Below are 20,485 nucleotides of genomic sequence, written 5' to 3' on the forward strand. Positions count from 1 at the left end.
GAGTATATGAGGATAAGCTGTATATCGCAACTGTGGTTGTCTGCCGAAAAATTGGACATTGGAAAATTTGATGCGCAAACATGCCTCTAGTTCGTACAATCCCAATATTGCTCATGTTTTCTACTTGGCAGGCTTTATTGAAAGTTGGGGGCGAGGCATTGAGAAAATCTACTCTGTTTGTAAAAATAACGGTGTGCCGCAGCCTATCTATACCATCAATCCTGGTGATATTATGATTAAGTTTATCGCACCGGAGGATCGAGTTATTCGTTCCAGCAAGGTGACTGATAGGGTGACTGTAAAGGTGACTGATCCGGTGACTGATCCGGTGACTGATCCGGTGACTGATAACGAGCGTGAGTTGTTGTTACTTCTGACAGAAGATCCTGGCTACACAATGCCGAAACTTTCTGAAAAAATGGGCATCAGCAGAAAAACAGTGGCACAAAGGATAAAGCAGCTTAAAGAAAAAGGTATCATCGAGCGTATAGGCTCTGACCGAAAAGGCTATTGGAAGATAAATAACTGAACACCAGTTGTTTCAATGTCAAAAATAGGTTTTTGATATATTCTGTGAAAACCCAAAGAGAAAAATTTATGCCTGTTATTTGCCATCAAGCTGATAACAAGTAATTCCCATCAAAATATCCATATGGAACTTATCACTGTTTGTCAAAACGACAAGGATTGTTAAATCAATGTCATGTTCCTTCATAAAAGACATATCAATTTTTAAAATTGGGGTACCAGCAAAAACTTTTTGTTCAACGGATTTCAAAACCTGAAATCCTTGCCCTTTCAGATTTACTTTGTTAAGTCCAACATAAGAAGAAATTCTGCCTCATTGTCAGCGATGATTCCAAAAGCGCGAGCAGTATTGGCGAACATTGCGATTCTACCGCTGCATGGTGAACAAATCATTTCATTACTGGTTTCAATTGAAAAGCCATCACCAAGCAGTTTCTTTGAGAATATGTCATCCTTGACGTCTTCCAAGAGTATAAGGATTCCGCTGCAGGCTGCGCTTTAAACGTAGAGAAAATGTCTTTTCAGAAAGCAGAAAACAAATCTTTAAAGATAATGTCTGCCAAAAGATTTAATTAGAACTTTGTCTTTGCAAAAACGTATTTCCTTTTCTACTTCAGCCACTGGAAAGGGCGCTGTGCTATACGTTGACAAGGGCAGAACAGACCGATATAATTTAAATAAATATTCTTGCCTGAGGCCGCATAGGAAATAATCAACTTTGCTGTTCCTGTGCGGCTGTCTTTCATCGGACTCATTTAAAATAGCGGATTAAACTGCGATTTTCCGTTAGGGGTCAATCAGGAAAAAGAAGAAGACAGGGAGGAAAACTATGGCTGTAATTGAAGTTGTTAAGTATAATGGAACACCCGATGTCTTTGCGTGGAAATATCCAGGCGAAGAACTTGGGACTTGGACGCAGCTGATCGTCAATGAGTCACAGGAGGCAATTCTGTTTAAAAATGGAATGGCTCTGGATGTTTTTCCCAGTGGCCGTTATACGTTGGATACGGAGAACATACCGCTGCTCAGAAAGCTGATGAATATGCCGTTTGGCGGCCGTTCACCGTTTACCGCGGAAATCTGGTTTGTCAATCTGGTCAGTTCGCTGAATATTAAATGGGGTACTGCCTCACCGATTCAGCTTCAGGATCCAAAGTATGGTATTTTTGTACCAGTACGTTCGTATGGGCAGTTTGGAATTCAAATTGTAGACTCTAAACAGTTTTTAATCAAGTTGGTCGGTACTTTGCCGGTTTTTGATAAAACTAATCTAACGCAATATTTCCGTGGTCTTTATATTACGAAGGTTAAGGATACTGTATCTTCGTATCTGGTTCATAAGGGCATCAGTATTTTGGAAATCAATGCCTATCTTGATGAGCTGTCTGAATACATGAAGGATCGGATCGAGCCGGTGATGGAGGATTACGGAATTGAGCTGGTTAATTTCTATGTTAATGATATTAACGTTCCGGAGGAGGATCCGGCAGTTGTCAAACTGAAAGAAGCATTGTCTAAACGGGCAGAGATGAATATCATCGGTTACAGTTACCAACAGGAGCGTTCCTTTGATACCCTTGAGGGTGTGGCGCGGAAAGAAAGTGCTGCGGCCTCTGGTTTCATGGGAGCCGGACTGGAATTGGGTGTTGGCGCGGCTGCCGGCAGTGCTTTTGGCGGTCAGTTTGCAAGCATGGGCGGAATTTTAAATGTTGAAAAGGAAGTCCCGCGAATCGAATGTCCAAGCTGTCATGCCCAAATTGAAAAAGGGATGGCTTTTTGTCCGGAATGTGGTTTTCAGCTGGAAGGGAAAAAGAAACCATTTACCTGTTCAGCCTGCGGTGAAATTCTGATCGAAGGTGTGAAGTTCTGTCCGCACTGCGGCCGGCGTCTCAATCCGTGTCCTAACTGTGGGGCTGATATCCCGGAAGGAAAGCAGGTTTGTCCGAATTGTCATGCTGAAATACTGCCAGCTTGCCCAAAATGCGGCAAAATGCTGCCAATTAAAAACGCGAAGTTCTGTCCGGAATGTGGTGCTCGATTAACTCGTCATTGTCCAAAGTGCGGCACAGAAGTGGGAAAACAGATTAAATTCTGTCCTGAATGCGGCGAAAAATTAGAATCAGAGGATTAGCTGAAGATAAAGTCAAACTGCTGATGCTGTCCATGATTCTGATCACAGCGTTTTGTTATGATCATAATGCAGGTTTAAGGTAAATCGAAACAAGGACACTGAAAGCCTCATAATATAGACATCAATCAAAAAATCAAAGAATTGCTGCTAAAGCTTAATCAGGAGCATTAGGATGGGTAAAGAAGGAAAGTGGGGGAAAGTACAGTGGAAAAAAGAATTAAGAAAGTGTCTGTTTTGATGAAGCAAATTTTATACTGGGCAGAGCTAGCTGTTGGGGGCTTTTTCACTCTGGGTTTTGTTTCAGTTACAGTGACCTATATCAGCGAAGGACAGGAATTGGGCTCGATTCTGATCGGAGTATTTATGTCCATCTTAACTTTTCTTGTGACTCGCAATGGATTTCGCGGTTCGCGGCTGATTTCTCAATATAAAAAATACTTCGCAATTCTGGCTGTGAATGGTGAGCGCTCTCTGGAGCGACTGGCATCGATTTCGCATGTTCCTGCCGACAAATTTCAGAAACAGATTGAGCAGATGATTAAACGGGGATATTTTGGGTCCGCTTATATCAATTACGATACAATGAGTTTGGTTTTGGCTGGTGATGAATTGCCTCAGGAAGCAAATCGCATCCGCCAGGTTCAGAATACCCAACGTTATCGGACGGTTGTGTGCCAGGCCTGCGGCGCTACGAATAAGGTCGCGGAAGGGATGATTGGAGAATGTGAGTTCTGCGGTTCTCTGTTGGAAGCAGCAGAGAAAGACAATGCGGAATAATCAACAGCCTGCGATGAGTTAACGATAGTGAAGCCTATCGAAAGGGATCCTCCGTGAATAAGAACCAGAGATCTCAATTTTTTAAATTTTATGATTTACAATTTTTATCGAATTTACAAATACAAACTATACAGCTGGCCTGAAAGGGCAGGGTAAACCACTTCGGTGGTTTTTTATTTAGTAGGAAAGTTCTATGCAAAGTGAGGGAGAGCGGCTCTGAACGTTAAATTTTAACGCATAAACTTTTATAGCAAAGAAGCAATGTAAATGATGGAACAAACTCAATCGCATTGTATAGCTTTGAAGAATGTTGCATAAAAAATCAAAAGAAGTTGTGATTCTGTTTTCGATTCTCTGTGTGAAAGTGAAGTTCTCATGAAGACAATCACTTGTTCTGATCGTGTTTACTACTCGGAATTATCCTTGGAAGAAGCGAACGTGCGACAATGCTGGAAAGAGGGATATGGGGTAAAGAAGGGAAATCCAGCGAATACAAGCAAGATCGGGATAGAGAAATACAGCACAAGAATGGGCTGTACAGTTCATATGGCAGCCGCGTATGTGATAGCACGGCGAGGGATAGGAATGGAATAGAAACAGAGAGGGACTCTGAGGGTTTTAGCTTTCAGAGTGATGCTTGCAGTACTTTCTTGTTTCTGTGTTCTTTTCTTGATAGAATTCATTCACAGAGAATTGTTAGCTCAATTGAAGGAACAATACAAGATTTCAAGCCTGGAATTAGGATAATCATAATTTCTGACAGGAAAAATTCAAGCTGAAAGGTTGGCTAAAGCAGAAATACCTGAATAACTAAGTGCAGTTTTGCGTATTTGCGATTCTTTATCCATTGTAATGACTTCAAGATGCAAAAGAGAGGAGATAACTGTGTAAAAAAATGGAGTATTCTAACCCAAGTGGCTGAAATACTCCATTTTATTCATTGTTTAAAGGATTTTATTGAGCCGAATCGATTATTCAGCCAAAGCCGAGGAAACAACTCGGCCGGCTTCAACACCTGATGTCATGGCCCATGTGAATGTTGAACTTGGCAAATACAGGTCACCTTGAACTCCGCCGACAACTTCTCCGGCGGCATACAATCCTGGAACAGCTTCTTCCGATGTGTTTAAGACCTGCATAGAATCATTAATGCAAATACCGCCTAATGACGTTGAATAACGGATTGACATTTCCAGAGCATAGTAACGGCCTTCTTCAGTAATGGTCGTGGTTAATTGGCGTCCGAATTCATCTTCGGCACCAGCAGTCACAGCTTCGTTGTACTTCGCAACTGTAGCCTTGAGAGCCTCTGCCGAAACATCCAGTTTTTCAGCCAGTTCTTCTAAAGTATCAGCCCCTTTATAGAATGGCTGACCTGTATAGTCATCGGCAGTCCATTTAGCCGCATCTTCAGCAGAGTAAATGCTGGCCATTGCAGCATTAAATGCGTCATAGTTTTCCTGATCCATCAGTAAGTATTGTCTTTCATTCTTTTCCATCGCGAGCATCAATTCCCAAGTATCCCCATTTTCACAAGCGAATCTTTCCCCTTTTTCGTTAATCAGGATTCCGCTCATGTTGTAGGCTTTACCAACTCCCATATTGGTGTACTGAGGAGCACCGCTTGGAAGAATCATCGTGTTCGGCTGTTTATTTAACCAGGTCAAGTTACGGGTAGCCCCATCGACCGCTTTGATCATTTCTAAAGCATCACCGTCATGACCGGAATGTCCTGAATAACGGAAGGCGAAGTATTCTTCCGGAACGATGTCCTTGTTATGACCATAACCCCCGGTTGCCAGAATAACCGCTTTAGCATTGATTGTGTAGTTAGCATCTTCACCAGTAGCCTTAACTCCCACAACCGTACCCTCGTTGACGATAAGTTCAGTAGCCTGAGTGTTCAGCAGCAATTCAGCCCCTGCATCCAGCATAATTTCTTTCAGTTTGAGCATTGCACCTGCACCGCTGCCTTCAAAGGAATAGCTTGCTCCAGAGCCTTCATGCTTGTACGGCATGTTGCCGCCATTTTCATCCACGATCCAGTCAAAGTTTGGACCGATAATTCTGGTGAATAATTCAAGGGTTGGAAGATGGTTTTTGTTATGACCGATCGCCAGCAGCCGTTCTTTCAAGGCTTCTGGAGAATCTTCATAACCAGCTTCTTTTTGCCATGTGCTGTTTGTAGCGGACAAAGTTCCCCCAGCCATGGCGCTGGCGCCGCCAACCATCGGTGTTTTTTCAAGCAAGATTACTTTGTAGCCATCTTTTGCGAGGTATTGTGCCGCCATCATACCTGAAGATCCGCCGCCTACGACAACGACATCGGTATCCAAGGTTTCATCTTTCAATTCGGCTTTTTCTGGAGCGGCACTGAATTTATCCATATCCGCCCCTGCTTGATTTAAAGCGTCATTCACCGCAGTTCTGAATCCAGCGGATGTAACTGTAGCGCCTGCCACCAGATCTACCCCCGTAGTTTGATACTCTACCATCTTTTCCGCTAAAATCGTAACAGCTTCAGAACCAATCCCCTTGGTTTCTTTGTGATCCACGACCTTAATTTCAGTAATGGCGTCTTCAGTGACGGTAACATCCAGTTTGATGTCGCCTTTGAACCCTGTCCCCACGGAAGAATAAGTGCCGGGAGTCATTTTTGTTTCAGGATCGGCTGTTGGCGTTGGCGATGATGAACATCCAGCTAACAACATCAATCCGCACAACAACAGTGCTAATAAACGTTTCATTTCTTTTTTCTCCTCACTAGACAATCGTCTACTATTATTTTATTGATAATATCCAGCCGTGTCAATTCATCAGGAGTACAATTTTAGTAAATTTTCTCTCCGCTAAATTCCACTTAAGTATGGAATCGAAAGATTTGGCTAAGATTCTTTCTTTTTTTAGCATTCGATTCCAACAGAAGAAGATAATAAAAGGGGTAGAACTAAGCTTTTTAAAGGATATTCAAGGTTATTGCGGGGATGCGGAAAACAAGTTGACACACCTGTGGAAATCGCTTACAATATTCGTGAAGTTGGGTTGTTATTGTTCAAGAAAACAAGCAAAACCAATTTGCAGGGCTTTTGTTCTGCAGATTGGTTTTTTTGCATTTTCGGGCTTGATATAGGACAAAATGACCTGAATATTCGGTATGGAAAGAGAGGAATCCTGTATGAAAGTCTTGATCGGCCAGTTTGTTACGGAATCCAATGCCAACATCCCCCATCTGTGTGAACTCACAGATTACGACCTTGCCTTTGGTGAGGACTGCATTGCAAAGATGCAGATTCGCTCGGTATTTGAGCGGCATGGAATAGAGTTGATCCCGTCGATTTATGCCAATGCCGGAGCTAACGGCGTTGTCAGCGCGTCTGCTTTTGCGTACATTGAAAGCTGCTTTTTGAAGACGGTTCAGGAACATCGCCATGAGATCGACGGCATTTACCTGATGCTTCACGGCGCCAGTGAGGTTCAGGACTTGGAAGGCGGTTCCGGTGATCATCATATCCTGCTGGAAATCCGCAAGTTGGTCGGGCCTTATGTTCCAATTGCGGTATCCTGCGATCCCCATGGCAATCTGAAAAAAGAATATGCCGAGGCGATTCAGATTCTGCGCAGCTATCGCCAGTCCCCGCACACGGATAAGGAAGAAACCTATGAAAAGGTCACGGAACTCTTATGTCAGCTGTTGAAGCAGCGTCAGCATATCCATGCCGTTTACCGCAAGCTGCCTTTGATCTTAGGCGGGGAGCAGAGTGTATCCGCGGACGAGCCGGTACGTTCGATTAATCGCTATATGGATCAGCTGGAAGAAGATCCACGGATTTTAAGTTGTTCCTGGCATGTCGGCTACATTCGCCATGACTGTGCGGTGGCAGGATGCGGCATCGTGGTCATTCCCGCGCATACTGAAGACCAAGCTTATGCAGAAGAAATTGCGGATCAGCTGGCGGATTACGTCTGGCAGCGGCGGCATGAGTTTCATTATACCGGATTAACCGCTAAACCCGACGAAGCGCTGAAGATGGCGCTGGACTACGAAGGCAGCCCGGCCGTGATCACGGATTCCGGGGATAATATGACCTCCGGGGCAACCGGCTGGAATACGTTCGTTTTGCGCCAGGTCTTAGCCTTGCCGCAATTAAAGAAACACTTTCTGTTCGCGCCGATCTGTGATCCGAAAACGGTGGAGCAGCTGAAAGTCTGTCAGCCGGGGGAACCGGTCAAGATTTGTTTGGGGGTGGGACATGATACCCTTTCTGAAAGGGTTGAACTCTCGGTTATTGTCAGAAAATCTGGTGAAATTGCCCGCTTTGTCGGCGACGAGCTGATCAAGGTGTTTGGCCAAGGGATTCTGGTCAGCGTTCAGGGCAAGCCGATTGATATTCTCATTACCAACACCAGCCAGCCGATCATCGTGAATGCCCAGCTGCAGCATCTCGGCATCGATTGGACGGGGTATGAAGTAACGGTTGTGAAGCAGGGTTACATCTTCCCGGATTTTAAAGCTCAGGCCGGCTTCTATGTGATGTCGCTGACCGACGGCGCAACGCCGCAGGATACCGCATCCATTCCGTTTAAACGGATTATGCGCCCGATGTTTCCCATCGATCAGATTTAATGGAGGAGGAGTTTATTATGAAAGTCTTAGTAGGATTGTTTACAACCGAGTCCAATGCCAATGTTCCGGGAAAGAATGAGATAACGAGTTATGATCTCGGCTTCGGTGAGGACTGCATCCGCAAGCTGCGGGTGGCTCCGGTCTTTGAGGCGGAAGGCATTGAGATGATTCCGGCGGTGTATGCCAGTGCCGGTGCTTCCGGGGTGGTGACCCGTTCCACCTTTGATTATATTGAATCGCTGTTTCTGGATACTGTGCAGCAGCATCTGCATGAGCTGGACGGCATTTATCTGCATTTGCACGGCGCCAGTGAAGTCGAGGGAATCGGTTCGGGTGATCATCACATTCTCTTAGCGATCCGCAAGCTGGTCGGCCCATATCTGCCGATCGCCGTGGCCTGTGATCCGCACGGCAACCTGTGTCGGGAATATGTGGAAAACTGTACGATTCTGCGCAGCTATCGGGAAAGCCCGCATACCGATGCCGATGAAACCAAGCGCAAGGTGGCGAAGATGCTCTGCGATCTGTTAAAAAACCGTCAGAATATCCATGCCCTTTACCGCAAGCTGCCTTTGATCTTAGGTGGGGAACAGAGCGTATCGACGGATGAGCCAGTGCGTTCGATCAATCAGTACATGGATGAGCTGGAACAGGATCCGCGGATTTTAAGCTGTTCCTGGCATGTCGGCTACATTCGCCATGACAGCGATGTGGCAGGCTGCGGCATTGTCGTTGTTCCCGCAGCGGAGAAGGATAAAGCCTATGCTGAAGAAGTCGCCGATAAGCTGGCAGCCTATGTCTGGGATCGCCGGCGTGAATTCCACTATACAGGTTTGACCGCAAAGCCGGAGGCGGCACTGAACATGGCGCTGGAGTTTGAGGGAAAGCCGGTATTCATCACCGATTCCGGGGACAATGTGACCTCGGGGGCAACCGGCTGGAACACCTTTATTCTACGGCAGGTGCTGGCTCAGCCGGATCTGAAAAAGAAGTTCTTGTTCGCCAACATCTGTGATCCTGAAACGTGGAAGCAGCTGGACGCCTTAGCTTTGGGCAGTGAAGCGCATATTTCTTTGGGTGTAAATGCCGATGAACAATCCAAATCAGTCGAGCTGGAAGTTGTGATTCGTTCTAAAGGCAGCCTGCGCGGCTATCTGATGCATGATCATGACGCGCACTATGGCGATGCGGTTGTGGTTTCAGTTAAGGGTTTGCCGATTGACATCAGTATCGCGTCAACGCGCCAGACGATGTGTGAAAAACATCAGTTTGACGCTGTCGGAATGGATTGGGACAAATACGATGTGATCGTTGTCAAACAAGGCTATATCTTCCCGGAACTCAAAGAAAAGGGAAAACTCTGCATCATGTCGCTGACGATGGGGGCAACCCCGCAGGATACCGCCTCCATTCCATTTAAGCGGATCATGCGGCCGATGTTTCCGATCGATGAAATGTAGGTGATCGTCATGAAAGTTTTAATCGGTTTCTTTACGACAGAATCCAATGCCAACATTTTAACCCAAGCCAATCTTTCCCATTATGATCTGGCCTTTGATGAGGAATGTCTACGCAAGAATAAAGTCAGCGAAGTTTTTGATCTGGCGGGGATTGAGATGATCCCGGCAATCTATGCGAATGCGGCCGGCGCCGGGGTGATCGAAAGGAATGCCTTTGATTATATTGAACGCTGTTTTCTCAGAACCATCAGCGAACATCTGGACGAACTGGATGGTATATATCTGCATCTGCACGGCGCCAGCGAAGTGGAGGAAATCGGTTCTGGGGATCATCATTTGTTAAAGAAGATCCGCGAGCTGACTGGCCCATATCTGCCGATCGCCGTGGTCTGTGATCCGCATGGCAATCTGACTCAGGAGTATGTGGAAAACTGTACGATTCTGCGCAGCTATCGCCAATCGCCGCACACCGACGCCGATGAAACCAAGCGCAAGGTTGCCGGCATGCTTTGCGATCTGTTGAAAAAGCGTGAACACATTCATGCGGTCTACCGCAAGCTGCCCCTGATTTTAGGCGGGGAACAAAGTGTTTCCACCGATGAGCCGGTGCGTTCGATCAATCAGTATATGGATGAACTGGAACACGATCCTCGGATATTGAGTTGTTCGTGGCATGTCGGTTATCTGCGGCATGATTGTCCGGAAGCGGGCTGTGGCATCGTCGTTGTCCCGAAGAAAACCGAGGATCAGGCTTATGCGGAGTCGATTGCGGATCAGCTGGCGGCCTATGTCTGGCAGAAGCGGCATGAATTTCACTACACGGGATTGACCATGCAGCCGGATCAGGCGTTGAAAAGCGTGCTGGAATTTGCGGGAAAGCCGGCTTTCTTAACCGATTCCGGCGACAATGTCACCTCCGGTGCCAGCGGCTATAACACGTTCATCCTGCGGCAGTTTCTGGCGGTCAAGGATCTGAAAAAGCAGGTGTTGTTTGCGACGATCTGTGATCCCGAAGCCTGTTCTCAGCTGCAGGGGAACAATCTCGGCGACAGCGTTGAATTGAAGTTAGGAAAAGGGGTGGACTGTTGGTCAGAAAGCGTACAGCTCACAGGGACAATTATTGCCAAAGGTCCCCTGATGGGCAATCTCTGGAGCGGCCGCAGCCGGGTTTGGGGACAGACGGTTACCGTTCGTCTGGCTTCACAGCCGATGGATATCATCATAGCATCCAACAACAATACGCTGTGTGAGCAGCATCAATACATTGCCGCCGGAGTGGATTGGGACCAGTATGATGTGATCGTCGTCAAGCAGGGCTATATCTTCCCGGAATTAAAAGCAAAAGGAAAACTGAATATCATGTCGTTAACGATGGGTGCAACGCCGCAGGATACCAAAGCGATTCCGTTTAAGCGGATCATGCGTCCGATGTTTCCGATGGATGAAATTTAGAAAGGAGAATAGCAAGCATGGAAATCAATCAAGACCGATTATGGAACCGGCTGCACGAATTAGGCAAAATCGGTGTGGATCCGCAGGGCGGCAACACGCGCTGGACGTACACCGATGTTGATATGCAGGCGCGGGACTGGCTGATCGACCAGATGCACCAAGCCGGGCTGCAGGTGCAGGAAGATGCCATCGGCAATGTCATCGGGATCTACAATCCTGCGGACAGCTCGGAGGCTCCGGTTATCAGCGGTTCGCATTTTGACACCGTTCGCTGCGGCGGACAGTTCGATGGCTGCTTAGGCCTGTTGGCAAGTCTGGAAGCGGCCGAGACTTTGAAGGAAAACAACGTCAGTCTCAAACGCCCGCTTTATGTGATCGGCTTTCGCGATGAGGAAGGCAACCGTTTCAGTTCCGGCATGCTGGGCAGCAAGGTCATCACAGGCAAGGCGGAAGATGCTGACTTTTCCGCGGTCGATGAAGCCGGAATCACGATTGGTGAAGCGATGAAGCAGCGGGGTTATCATCCTGACCTGTACCGTCAAAGCCGAATTGACCCGATCTATGCAAGTGTGGAGCTGCATATCGAACAGGGCAAGGTACTGGAACAGGCTGACTGTCCGGTTGGGATCGTCGAAGGGATTCCGTATCTGCGGTTTTACGAAATCACCCTGACTGGCTGCAGCGGTCATGCCGGAGCGACGCCGATGAACGATCGTCAGGATCCGGTGTTGGCGATGACGCGCTGGATTCAGAAAATCACAGAACTGGCCTCGGCCCGTCCCTACACGGTAGCGACTGTCGGCAACATTAAAACCGTTCCCGGATCCACCAACGTAATCTGCGATCATGTGACCTTTTCGCTGGATATCCGCAGTCTGGAGGAACAAAACATCGACGACTGCCTGCAAGCGATGGGAAAACTGGAGGCCGAGCTGAAAGCCCAGGGGATCCAGGTCAGCTGTCAGCTGCGGCATATTCTGTACGGCGTGGAATGCGATGAAAAGCTGAAAAGCCAGCTGGAACAGATTCTTCAAACCCGTAAAATTCCCTATCAGCGTTTAATGAGCGGTGCGGGCCATGACAGTCAGAACTTCAAAGATGTCTGTCCCTGCGCGATGATTTTCGTCCGTTCTGAAAACGGCTATTCGCACCGCAAAGAGGAATTTTCGTCAAAAGCAGACTGTGCGGCCGGCGCTCAGACACTGCTGGATCTGCTTTACCAGCTCACTAACGAAGAATGACTAAAATATCAAAATCAGAAGAAATAAAGAAGGAAGCGTAAACCGCCTTCCAAAAGGAGAAGAAGTATGAAAGTTTTGATAGGAACCTTTGTCACAGAATCCAATGCCAACGTACCGGCGAAAGCCCGGATGAACAATTATGATCTGGCCTTCGGCGATGACTGCATCCGCAAGATGAACGTTTCGGATATTTATGAGGAGGCTGGGATTGAAATCGTGCCTTCGATTTATGCCGATGCTGGCGGAAACGGCGTGGTGACCAAAGAAGCCTTTGATTATATTGAAAGCTGTTTTGCCAAAGCTGTGCGTGAACATCTGTCCGAGCTGGATGGCATCTATCTGTTTCTGCATGGCGCCAGTGAAGTGGAAGAGATCGGCTCCGGCGATCATCACATTTTAAAAACAATCCGGGAAATCACCGGACCGTATCTGCCGATTGCCGTCGTCTGTGATCCGCATGGCAATCTCTGTCAGTCGTATGTGGAAAACTGCACGATTCTGCGCAGTTACCGCGAATCTCCGCACACCGATGCCCAGCAGTCCAAGCGCATCGTTTCCCAAATGCTTTGCGATCTGTTGAAGGATCGTCAGCACATTCATTCTGTCTATCGCAAGCTGCCGCTGATTCTGGGTGGGGAGCAGAGTGTGTCGGCCGATGAACCAGTGCTTTCCATCAATCGCTACATGGATGAATTAGAACAGGATCCGCGCATCCGCAGTGTTTCCTGGCATGTTGGCTACATTCGCCATGACTGTGACGTGGCTGGCTGCGGCATTGTCGTCGTTCCGCAGAACACGGAAGATCAGGCCTATGCTGAAACTATCGCCGATCAGCTGGCTGCCTATGTCTGGGACAAGCGGCATGAATTCCACTACACCGGATTAACGGCTCAGCCGGAAGAAGCCCTGACGATGGCTTTAGAACTGGAAGGAAAACCGGCGATCATCACGGATTCCGGCGACAACGTGACTTCCGGCGCCACGGGATGGAACACGTTCATTCTGCGCCAGGTGCTGGCTCTTGCCGATTTGAAGAAGAAATTCCTGTTCGCAACGATCTGCGATCCGGACTGCTACAAACAACTTGAAGCGCTGCCTGACGGTACAGAAACGCAGATCACGCTCGGCACAGGCTATGACGAATACTCCGCTCCCCTCACCCTTGACGTGACGATTCAGTCGCATGGGGAACTGCGCGGCTTTATGTATCGGGATCACAACAAGGCGTATGGCTATGCGGTCACCGTCAGCGTCAAGGGGATGCCGATCGACATCATGGTTGCTTCCAACCGTTATGCGATGGTGGAAATCCATCAGTTTGTCGACGCCGGCATCAACCTGGACGATTACGATGTGATCGTCGTCAAGCAGGGCTACATTTTCCCGGAACTGAAAGAATATGGCAAGCTGTGCGTGATGTCCTTAACCGGCGGAGCAACGCCGCAGGACACGGCTTCCATTCCTTTCAAGAGCATTATGCGGCCAATGTTTCCGATCGATCAGATCTAAGGGGCAAAAAAGATGAAACCGATGAAAATTATCGCGGCGAAATTTACGCTGGAAGCCAATGAACATGTTCCGATGTTCTGCGATTTGGAGAATACCGCGCTTTCTTTTGGACAGGAAGCGCTCAGCCACATGCAGCTGGGCGAGGTGATCGACCGCTCGGATCTTGAACTGATTCCGGTGCTGTGCGCGGATGCCGGCTGCAGCGGAGTGATGCGCAAAGGGGCTTATGACTATCTGAAACAGCGCATTCTGAAAGCCGTACAGGCGCAGCTGCCGCAGTTGGACGGCATCTATCTGCATCTGCATGGAGCCAGCTTTGTCGAGGAAATCGGCAGCGGAGAACAGGATCTTGTCCGGGCGATCCGCGAGCTGACCGGGCCGTATCTGCCGATTGCTGTAGCCTGCGATCCGCATGGCAATCTCACGCGGGAGTATGTGGAAAATACGACCTTTATCCGGTCTTATCGCCAGGCTCCGCATACCGACATCGCGCAGACGGTGCAGCGGACATTTCAGACGCTGATCGACCAGATTCAGCAGCCTCAGGGCGGCCGTCCGATTTACCGCAAACTGCCGCTGATCTTAGGTGGGGAACAGAGTGTATCGGCCGATGAACCGGTGCGTTCGATCAATCAGTTTATGGATGAGCTGGAGAAGGATCCGCGGATTTTAAGCTGTTCCTGGCATGTCGGCTATCTCCGTCATGACTGTCCGGAAGCTGGGTGCGGCATCGTCGTGATTCCCGCCTCGCGGCAGGATCAGGCTTATGCGGAAACGGTTGCGGATCAGCTGGCGGCCTATGTGTGGGACAAACGTCATGAATTTCATTATACCGGAACGACAGCCAGTCCTGAACAGGCGCTTGAAATGGCGCTGAGCTTTGACGGCAAACCGGTCTTTATTACCGATTCCGGCGACAATGTGACCTCCGGGGCGATGGGCGCGAATACCTTTATTCTGCGTCAGGCGCTGAAATGCGAAGCGAATCCAAAGAAGTTCTTGTTTGCGGCGATTCAGGATCCGGCAGCCTGCGCCCGGTTAGCGGATTGTCCGGTCGGCCAGAGCCTGAGCCTGCGTGTAGGGATGGGGCTGGATGAATACAGTGAGCCGGTCGATCTGACCGTCACCGTCCTGCATCATGGCCGTCAGGCTGGAACCGCGATGTATGGTGAGGAAGGCGACTACGGACCGATCGTGACTGTGCATATTCAGGGCACCCAGATCGATCTGGCGATCACGGACAACAACCATTCCTTTGTGGAAGAGCGGCAGATCCAGGCGTGCGGAGTCAGTTGGGATGATTACGATGTGATCGTCGTCAAGCAAGGCTACATCCATCCGGAAATGAAGGTCAAAGGCAAGCTGTGCGTGATGTCGCTGACTGGCGGCGCAACGCCGCAGGATACCCGTCTGATTCCGTTCAAACGGATTCTGCGGCCAATGTATCCGATCGATGAAATCTAAGTGAAAGGAAGGAAATCTATGCAGGAAAAATTCTTATGGGGTTCTGCGACCGCCGCCTATCAATGTGAGGGAGCCTGGAACGAGGACGGCAAGGGGCCAAGCATCTGGGATGAGTTCTGCCACAGTGAAAAGAACACGAAGGGCATTACCGGCGATGTATCCTGTGACTTCTATCATCATTACGAAGAAGATATTCGGATGATGGCCGAAGGAGGACAGAATACTTATCGCTTTTCAATCAGCTGGTCGCGCATCGTGCCCAAGGGTGACCGCGTGATCAATGAAAAAGGATTCGAGTTTTATGACAACGTATTAAGCGAATGCGAAAAATACGGCATTGTGCCGAATGTGACGCTGATTCACTATGATCTGCCGGATTATGTCGGCGCCCAGGGCGGCTGGTGCTGGGATGGGATTGCGGATGAGTTTGCCTACTACGCCGCGGCGGTATTCCGCCATTTCGGCGACCGCATTCCGCTTTATGTGACGATCAACGAGCCGACGCACAACGCGTCGTGCTGCTACATGGTTGGCAACTATCCGCCCAACGAGAAAGTCAATATGCAGCACTTCTGCCAATGCGCCTACAACATGGTGATGTGCAATGCCAAAGCGATCCGTGAATTCCGCAAGCTGAAGCTGAACGCTCAAATCGGTCTGGTCCATGCTTCCTGCAGTGCGGAAGCAATCTGTGATACGCCGGCCTATCGGGAAGCGGTGGAAAACGGCGATCTGTTCACCAATGACTGGGTGCTGGATCCGGCGATTAAAGGCGAGATTCCGCAGAAGCTGATCGAAAAGGTGAAGGCTTCAGGGATTGATCTGTCCTTTATGAAGGAAGAAGACCGGGCGATTATTCGTGAAAATACGATTGATTTCCTCGGCCAGAATGCCTACAGCCGACTGTTGGTCAAACCGTATGTTTCCGGAGAAACCTGCGCGACCGTCAACAATGCTGGCAATAACGATGGATCAGGCAAAGCGGCGAAGGAAGGCAAAACGGTCAAGGGCTGGTTCGAGTCGGATACCGATCCGGATGTTCCGCTGAATCCCTGGGGCCGGGAGATCTATCCGCAGTGCATTTACAACACCCTGATCAAACGGAAGCAGAAATATGGCGATATTCCGATCTACATTACGGAAAATGGTCATGGCGCGTATGATGTGGCGGATGAACAGGGCTATGTTGCGGATGATGATCGGATTCAGTTTCTCGACAATTTTCTTAAACAGATTCTCAAAGCCAAGGCAGAAGGGGTCAATGTCAAAGGCTACTATGTTTGGAGCACGATGGATCTTTACAGCTGGATTAACGGTTATCAAAAGCGGTATGGACTGGTGCGGGTGGATTATGATGATCCAAAGTTAAAGCGGACGCCGAAAAAGAGCTATTACTGGTATAAACAGTTTATTGAGGAACATCAGGATTTGTAAGCAATAAGAAAGCGGAGGTGAATGATATGAAACAACAGCCATTTTTATGGGGCAGCGCCACGGCTGCCTACCAATGTGAAGGTGCCTGGAATCTGGATGGCAAAGGACTGGGTGAATGGGATGTCTTTTCGCATGAAAGTCCGCTGAATATCAACGGAGCAACGGGCGATGTGTCGTGTGATTTTTATCATCATTACGAAGAAGATATTCGGATGATGAAGGAAGGCGGCCAGAATTCTTATCGTTTTTCATTATCTTGGTGCCGGATTTTGCCGGAGGGCCGGGGACGGATTAACGAGCAGGGAATCGCGTTTTATAATCGGGTGATCGACTGTTGTCTGGAGAATGGACTGGAGCCGAACGTTACTTTATTCCACTACGATCTGCCGCAGGCATTGGCAGCCGAGGGCGGCTGGGCAAACCGGGCGATTGTCGAAGCGTTTGAAGAATATGCCAAGGTGTGCTTTCAGGCGTTTGGGGATCGGGTTCAGTTATGGGTCACGATCAATGAGCCGAAATATTATGCTTATTGCAGCAACATGGTCGGCAACTATCCGCCAAATCACAAACTTGATTTTGACCGATATTTCAGAACCCTTTACCATGAAGCGCTGGCGAGTGCCCGGGCGACGGCGGTTTATCATCAATTGAAGCTGGATGGACAGATTGGGATTGTTCATGACAGCAGCAATGTGGAAGTCGCGCCGCAGACAAAACAGCCTGAACGGATTCGGATGATCGCCGATTTGTTTTATAACCGGCTGATTCTGGATACTGCAATTCGCGGTGAACTGCCGGGTATGCTTGTGCCGTTTCTGCAGGAAAACGAAATCGATACGTCGTATATTCAGTCGTCAGACGCGCTGATCTTCGCTCAGGGAAAAGTGGATTTTTTGGGATTAAACGTATATAATCGTTTTTACATTACGGATTATACTGAAGGGGAAACCGAAGTTTTCCACAATAATCAAGGTGCGGGATCGAAGGCTAAGGAAGGAATTCGGATTCAGAACTGGTATGAGACGACCGTGGATCCGACAACAAAGCGGAATCTGTGGGGAAGAGAAATTTATCCGCGGTGCATGTTGAATACCTTGTTGGAAATTAAGGAGCGTTATGGCGATATTTCGGTTTATATTACAGAGAATGGACATGGCTGTTATGAAACTCCGGATGAAAACGGCATGGTTCAGGATGATGAACGCATTGAAATGATGCAGGGGTATATCGACTATATGTTTAAGGCGATGGAGCTTGGTTGTCAAGTGCGGGGATATTATGCCTGGAGCACGATGGATTTATACAGCTGGGTCAACGGCTATGAAAAGCGGTATGGTTTAGTTCGCGTCGATTTTGACAACGACTGCCGCCGGACACCGAAGAAGAGTTATTTCTGGTATCAGAAGCTGATTCAGGAGCATCAAAAATAATTTTTCTTGCCCTTTCAATCTGTTGGATATGAAAAGCGCAGAGTCTTTCTTCTCTGCGTTTTTTAAGTTTGGCTTTACAAATAGAAGAGAATTATACCTGGATCAGCTTCAGCATCAAGGCAATATCTTCCGCCGCCATAGCAAATTTGGATTTCTCAATCAAGATATTCTTTCCGGTCATGATATAGGAAGGAAGGATGCGAATGTCGCCATAGTATAGCTCAGTATTGCGCAGCTTGTAGGTCGAAATTGCCGGCACAATGTTCTTCTTTATCGTCTTCTTCGTTATTTTATTGAATGCTTTTTTTGCCACATCGCCCATTAAGAGAATGACTTGAAGTTGTGGAAATAAGGATAGTTCTTGTTCTAAATAAGGCAGGCTTCTTTCCAATGCGCTGTTTTCCACAGTATAGCCTGTCTTGGGAATCTTGACAGCATTGGTAATGTAGATCCCTATATCTAATAAGTCCTGAATCTTTGTGACTGACAATCCAGCTTCACGAAAGAGTGGGATTGTGGTTGACAGGTAGTCGGCATGAGATGAACCATAAAAATCCTGACTGGGGTCTTGCGGTACGATCTCATTGATCAGCACAGCACGGATAATCTGAGGATTTAGATCAACATCATTAAGCTGGATAACATTCTCCAAGCCCACAGTTTTTTCGAGTTCTGTTTTTATGTTCATGCTTGTTCTCCTTCGGTTACTTTTGCTTTGATCTTATTATAAAGGGGATTTGTTGACAACGGAATGTCAGGATTGAATCATAAACTTTGTATGAATCATTTTTACTTGCATAATCAGATTAGTAATGCTGAAATGATTGTTTTATTGAGTTTGTTTTTTAACTCATTTAAGTTTGCTTCGAAATGCGGTACAATCATTATTATGATTACAGGGGGATAAGTTTAATTTAAAATATTAAATCGTGATTTACTAAATCATGATTTAATTGAGGAGAATTTGTTATGGATATTGGAAGATTGGAAGAGTTAGAGTTTTTAGAAAGAAGGTACAAGTCAACCTCTAGTCAACTTGTACTTCTTTATGGCAGAAAAAGACTGGGGAAGACAGAGGTGCTATGCAAATTTTGTGAAGGAAAAGCTCATATTTATTATGCCTGTCAAGAAATCTCAGATCGATGGCAATTGAAGTGGTTTTCAGAAAAACTATTAAATGAAAAAATTTCTGCCAGTGCTTATATCCAACAATTCGACGATTGGGAAAAAGCATTTCGTGCAATCCTTGAATTACCTTATCATGAAGCAAAAAAACTAGTCGTGATCGACGAATTTCCTTACATGTGTAAAAATAATCCAAGCATTCCTTCAATTTTACAAAATTTATGGGACGAGATCTTAAAAGACTCAAATGTAATGCTTATTTTATGTGGCAGTGCTATGAGCTTCATTGAAAAAGATTTATTAGCGGAGAAAAATCCGTTATATGGCAGAGCAACAGGGATTTATAAGATGACAGAGATGAATTTTTATGAAGCCAGTCAATTCTTTCCTAACTATTCCGATGAAGATAAGGTGCTGACTTATTCCATTCTTGGCGGTATACCCCATTATCTGCGTCAATTCAATTCTAATATGTCCTTGTCAGATAATATTAAACAAAATATTTTGTCGAAAGGCTGTGCGCTGTACACTGAAGTTGATTTTCTATTAAAACAGGAGCTTCGTGAAACTGCAATTTATAACTCAATTATCGAAGCAGTAGCGATGGGAAGCACTCGTCTGAATGAAATTAGTCAGAAATCTTGGGTTGAGAATAGTGCGAAAACAGGTGTTTATCTAAAAAATCTGATAGAATTGGGATTGGTTGAACGCGAATTTTCTGTAGATGCAGGGGTGCAGGAACGAATTAAACCGAATCGAGGTATTTATCATTTGACGGATAACTATTTTCGATTCTGGTATGCTTTTGTTTATAGTCATTATTCTGAGTTGGAAACTGGAGATGTCGACGGAGTCTATAATTATGTTGTTGCGCCTCAATTGCATCAATTTGCTTCTTTTACTTTTGAGGATATCTGCAGACAATACATGCAGCGTCTGCAAAAAGAAAATAAACTGCCATTTCGCTTTTCTAAAATGGGAAGATGGACAGGAAAAACGACGGTCAGAGATAAATCGAGTGACGCTGGATATCGAGTTGCTGAAACGGAAATCGATATTCTTGCCCTGTCTCAGGATAAGAAAAAAACTCTTGTTGGAGAGTGTAAATTTAAAAAGACAGCGTTTAACTATTCAGAGTATTTAGATGTCAGCGCAAAGTTAACACCGCTTAAAGCGCAAAGTGAATTTTATTATGCCTTATTTTCGCAATCAGGATTTGATGATCTGCTTCAAAAACAAGCAGAGAGTGATGATCATTTAACTTTATATTCGTTGGATTCCATCGTCAAAGGCATTGTTTAACACTTTTG

15 protein-coding genes and 1 pseudogene are annotated in these 20,485 nt (G+C 47.0%); 13 read left to right on the forward strand and 3 right to left on the reverse strand.

Features of this window, described 5'->3' with window-relative positions:
* The first annotated feature begins 70 nt into the window (after nucleotides 1-70).
* The gene (locus MCG46_RS02880) at nucleotides 71-529 is read left to right on the forward strand and encodes a winged helix-turn-helix transcriptional regulator (protein WP_240277492.1); all 459 of its coding nucleotides are present in this window, start codon (nucleotides 71-73) and stop codon (nucleotides 527-529) included.
* A 75-nt stretch (nucleotides 530-604) separates the two neighbouring features.
* Here the strand turns inward: MCG46_RS02880 and MCG46_RS02885 are convergent.
* Nucleotides 605-996 (reverse strand): annotated as a pseudogene (locus MCG46_RS02885) (PTS sugar transporter subunit IIA).
* A 361-nt stretch (nucleotides 997-1,357) separates the two neighbouring features.
* On the opposite strand from MCG46_RS02885, the gene MCG46_RS02890 reads away from it, so the two are divergent.
* From MCG46_RS02890 to MCG46_RS02900, 3 genes are all read left to right on the forward strand, one after another.
* Complete coding sequence (locus MCG46_RS02890) at nucleotides 1,358-2,659, forward strand: SPFH domain-containing protein (RefSeq protein ID WP_240277493.1); 1,302 nt, start codon at nucleotides 1,358-1,360, stop codon at nucleotides 2,657-2,659.
* Between the two features lie 204 nt (nucleotides 2,660-2,863).
* Nucleotides 2,864-3,436, forward strand: coding sequence for a hypothetical protein (locus MCG46_RS02895; protein WP_240277494.1), 573 nt, complete (start codon nucleotides 2,864-2,866; stop codon nucleotides 3,434-3,436).
* A gap of 375 nt (nucleotides 3,437-3,811) precedes the next feature.
* The gene (locus MCG46_RS02900) at nucleotides 3,812-4,030 is read left to right on the forward strand and encodes a hypothetical protein (protein WP_240277495.1); all 219 of its coding nucleotides are present in this window, start codon (nucleotides 3,812-3,814) and stop codon (nucleotides 4,028-4,030) included.
* A 377-nt stretch (nucleotides 4,031-4,407) separates the two neighbouring features.
* On the opposite strand, the gene MCG46_RS02905 is transcribed toward MCG46_RS02900, so the two are convergent.
* A complete protein-coding gene (locus tag MCG46_RS02905) occupies nucleotides 4,408-6,183 on the reverse strand; it encodes an FAD-dependent oxidoreductase (protein WP_240277496.1) in 1,776 nt (591 codons plus the stop codon).
* 428 nt (nucleotides 6,184-6,611) lie between these two features.
* On the opposite strand from MCG46_RS02905, the gene MCG46_RS02910 reads away from it, so the two are divergent.
* The 8 genes from MCG46_RS02910 to MCG46_RS02945 all read left to right on the forward strand — a co-directional run bounded on the left by MCG46_RS02910 (nucleotide 6,612) and on the right by MCG46_RS02945 (nucleotide 18,050).
* The gene (locus MCG46_RS02910) at nucleotides 6,612-8,060 is read left to right on the forward strand and encodes a M81 family metallopeptidase (RefSeq protein ID WP_240277497.1); all 1,449 of its coding nucleotides are present in this window, start codon (nucleotides 6,612-6,614) and stop codon (nucleotides 8,058-8,060) included.
* A 17-nt stretch (nucleotides 8,061-8,077) separates the two neighbouring features.
* A complete protein-coding gene (locus MCG46_RS02915) occupies nucleotides 8,078-9,520 on the forward strand; it encodes a M81 family metallopeptidase (protein ID WP_240277498.1) in 1,443 nt (480 codons plus the stop codon).
* A gap of 9 nt (nucleotides 9,521-9,529) precedes the next feature.
* Nucleotides 9,530-10,972, forward strand: a complete 1,443-nt coding sequence (locus MCG46_RS02920) for a M81 family metallopeptidase (protein WP_240277500.1) — start codon at nucleotides 9,530-9,532, stop codon at nucleotides 10,970-10,972.
* 17 nt (nucleotides 10,973-10,989) lie between these two features.
* Nucleotides 10,990-12,213 carry a Zn-dependent hydrolase gene (locus tag MCG46_RS02925; protein ID WP_240277502.1) on the forward strand — a complete coding sequence of 408 codons (1,224 nt, stop codon included), beginning with the start codon at nucleotides 10,990-10,992 and terminating at the stop codon, nucleotides 12,211-12,213.
* 66 nt (nucleotides 12,214-12,279) lie between these two features.
* Nucleotides 12,280-13,722, forward strand: coding sequence for a M81 family metallopeptidase (locus MCG46_RS02930; protein WP_240277504.1), 1,443 nt, complete (start codon nucleotides 12,280-12,282; stop codon nucleotides 13,720-13,722).
* Nucleotides 13,723-13,743: 21 nt separating this feature from the next.
* On the forward strand, nucleotides 13,744-15,186 hold the full coding sequence (locus MCG46_RS02935; RefSeq protein WP_240281436.1) for a M81 family metallopeptidase: 1,443 nt from the start codon (nucleotides 13,744-13,746) through the stop codon (nucleotides 15,184-15,186).
* Nucleotides 15,187-15,204: 18 nt separating this feature from the next.
* The gene (locus MCG46_RS02940; protein ID WP_240277506.1) at nucleotides 15,205-16,620 is read left to right on the forward strand and encodes a glycoside hydrolase family 1 protein; all 1,416 of its coding nucleotides are present in this window, start codon (nucleotides 15,205-15,207) and stop codon (nucleotides 16,618-16,620) included.
* Nucleotides 16,621-16,646: 26 nt separating this feature from the next.
* Nucleotides 16,647-18,050: a glycoside hydrolase family 1 protein gene (locus tag MCG46_RS02945; RefSeq protein ID WP_275890945.1), complete on the forward strand. Its 1,404-nt coding sequence runs from the start codon at nucleotides 16,647-16,649 to the stop codon at nucleotides 18,048-18,050.
* 91 nt (nucleotides 18,051-18,141) lie between these two features.
* Here the strand turns inward: MCG46_RS02945 and MCG46_RS02950 are convergent, their stop codons facing one another.
* Nucleotides 18,142-18,738, reverse strand: coding sequence for a uracil-DNA glycosylase family protein (locus tag MCG46_RS02950; RefSeq protein WP_240277511.1), 597 nt, complete (start codon nucleotides 18,736-18,738; stop codon nucleotides 18,142-18,144).
* A gap of 281 nt (nucleotides 18,739-19,019) precedes the next feature.
* On the opposite strand from MCG46_RS02950, the gene MCG46_RS02955 reads away from it, so the two are divergent.
* Complete coding sequence (locus MCG46_RS02955) at nucleotides 19,020-20,477, forward strand: ATP-binding protein (RefSeq protein ID WP_240277513.1); 1,458 nt, start codon at nucleotides 19,020-19,022, stop codon at nucleotides 20,475-20,477.
* Nucleotides 20,478-20,485: the final 8 nt, after the last annotated feature.

The sequence above is a fragment of the Holdemania massiliensis genome (assembly GCF_022440805.1).
Classification (GTDB): domain Bacteria; phylum Bacillota_I; class Bacilli_A; order Erysipelotrichales; family Erysipelotrichaceae; genus Holdemania; species Holdemania massiliensis_A.

Bases quoted from the DNA above. Each gene is read 5' to 3' on its own strand.
- MCG46_RS02880 (WP_240277492.1), top strand. From the start codon at position 71: ATGCGCAAACATGCCTCTAGTTCGTACAATCCCAATATTGCTCATGTT.
- MCG46_RS02890 (WP_240277493.1), top strand. From the start codon at position 1,358: ATGGCTGTAATTGAAGTTGTTAAGTATAATGGAACACCCGATGTCTTT.
- MCG46_RS02900 (WP_240277495.1), top strand. From the start codon at position 3,812: ATGAAGACAATCACTTGTTCTGATCGTGTTTACTACTCGGAATTATCC.
- MCG46_RS02905 (WP_240277496.1), bottom strand. From the start codon at position 6,183: ATGAAACGTTTATTAGCACTGTTGTTGTGCGGATTGATGTTGTTAGCT.
- MCG46_RS02910 (WP_240277497.1), top strand. From the start codon at position 6,612: ATGAAAGTCTTGATCGGCCAGTTTGTTACGGAATCCAATGCCAACATC.
- MCG46_RS02915 (WP_240277498.1), top strand. From the start codon at position 8,078: ATGAAAGTCTTAGTAGGATTGTTTACAACCGAGTCCAATGCCAATGTT.
- MCG46_RS02920 (WP_240277500.1), top strand. From the start codon at position 9,530: ATGAAAGTTTTAATCGGTTTCTTTACGACAGAATCCAATGCCAACATT.
- MCG46_RS02925 (WP_240277502.1), top strand. From the start codon at position 10,990: ATGGAAATCAATCAAGACCGATTATGGAACCGGCTGCACGAATTAGGC.
- MCG46_RS02930 (WP_240277504.1), top strand. From the start codon at position 12,280: ATGAAAGTTTTGATAGGAACCTTTGTCACAGAATCCAATGCCAACGTA.
- MCG46_RS02935 (WP_240281436.1), top strand. From the start codon at position 13,744: ATGAAAATTATCGCGGCGAAATTTACGCTGGAAGCCAATGAACATGTT.
- MCG46_RS02940 (WP_240277506.1), top strand. From the start codon at position 15,205: ATGCAGGAAAAATTCTTATGGGGTTCTGCGACCGCCGCCTATCAATGT.
- MCG46_RS02945 (WP_275890945.1), top strand. From the start codon at position 16,647: ATGAAACAACAGCCATTTTTATGGGGCAGCGCCACGGCTGCCTACCAA.
- MCG46_RS02950 (WP_240277511.1), bottom strand. From the start codon at position 18,738: ATGAACATAAAAACAGAACTCGAAAAAACTGTGGGCTTGGAGAATGTT.
- MCG46_RS02955 (WP_240277513.1), top strand. From the start codon at position 19,020: ATGGATATTGGAAGATTGGAAGAGTTAGAGTTTTTAGAAAGAAGGTAC.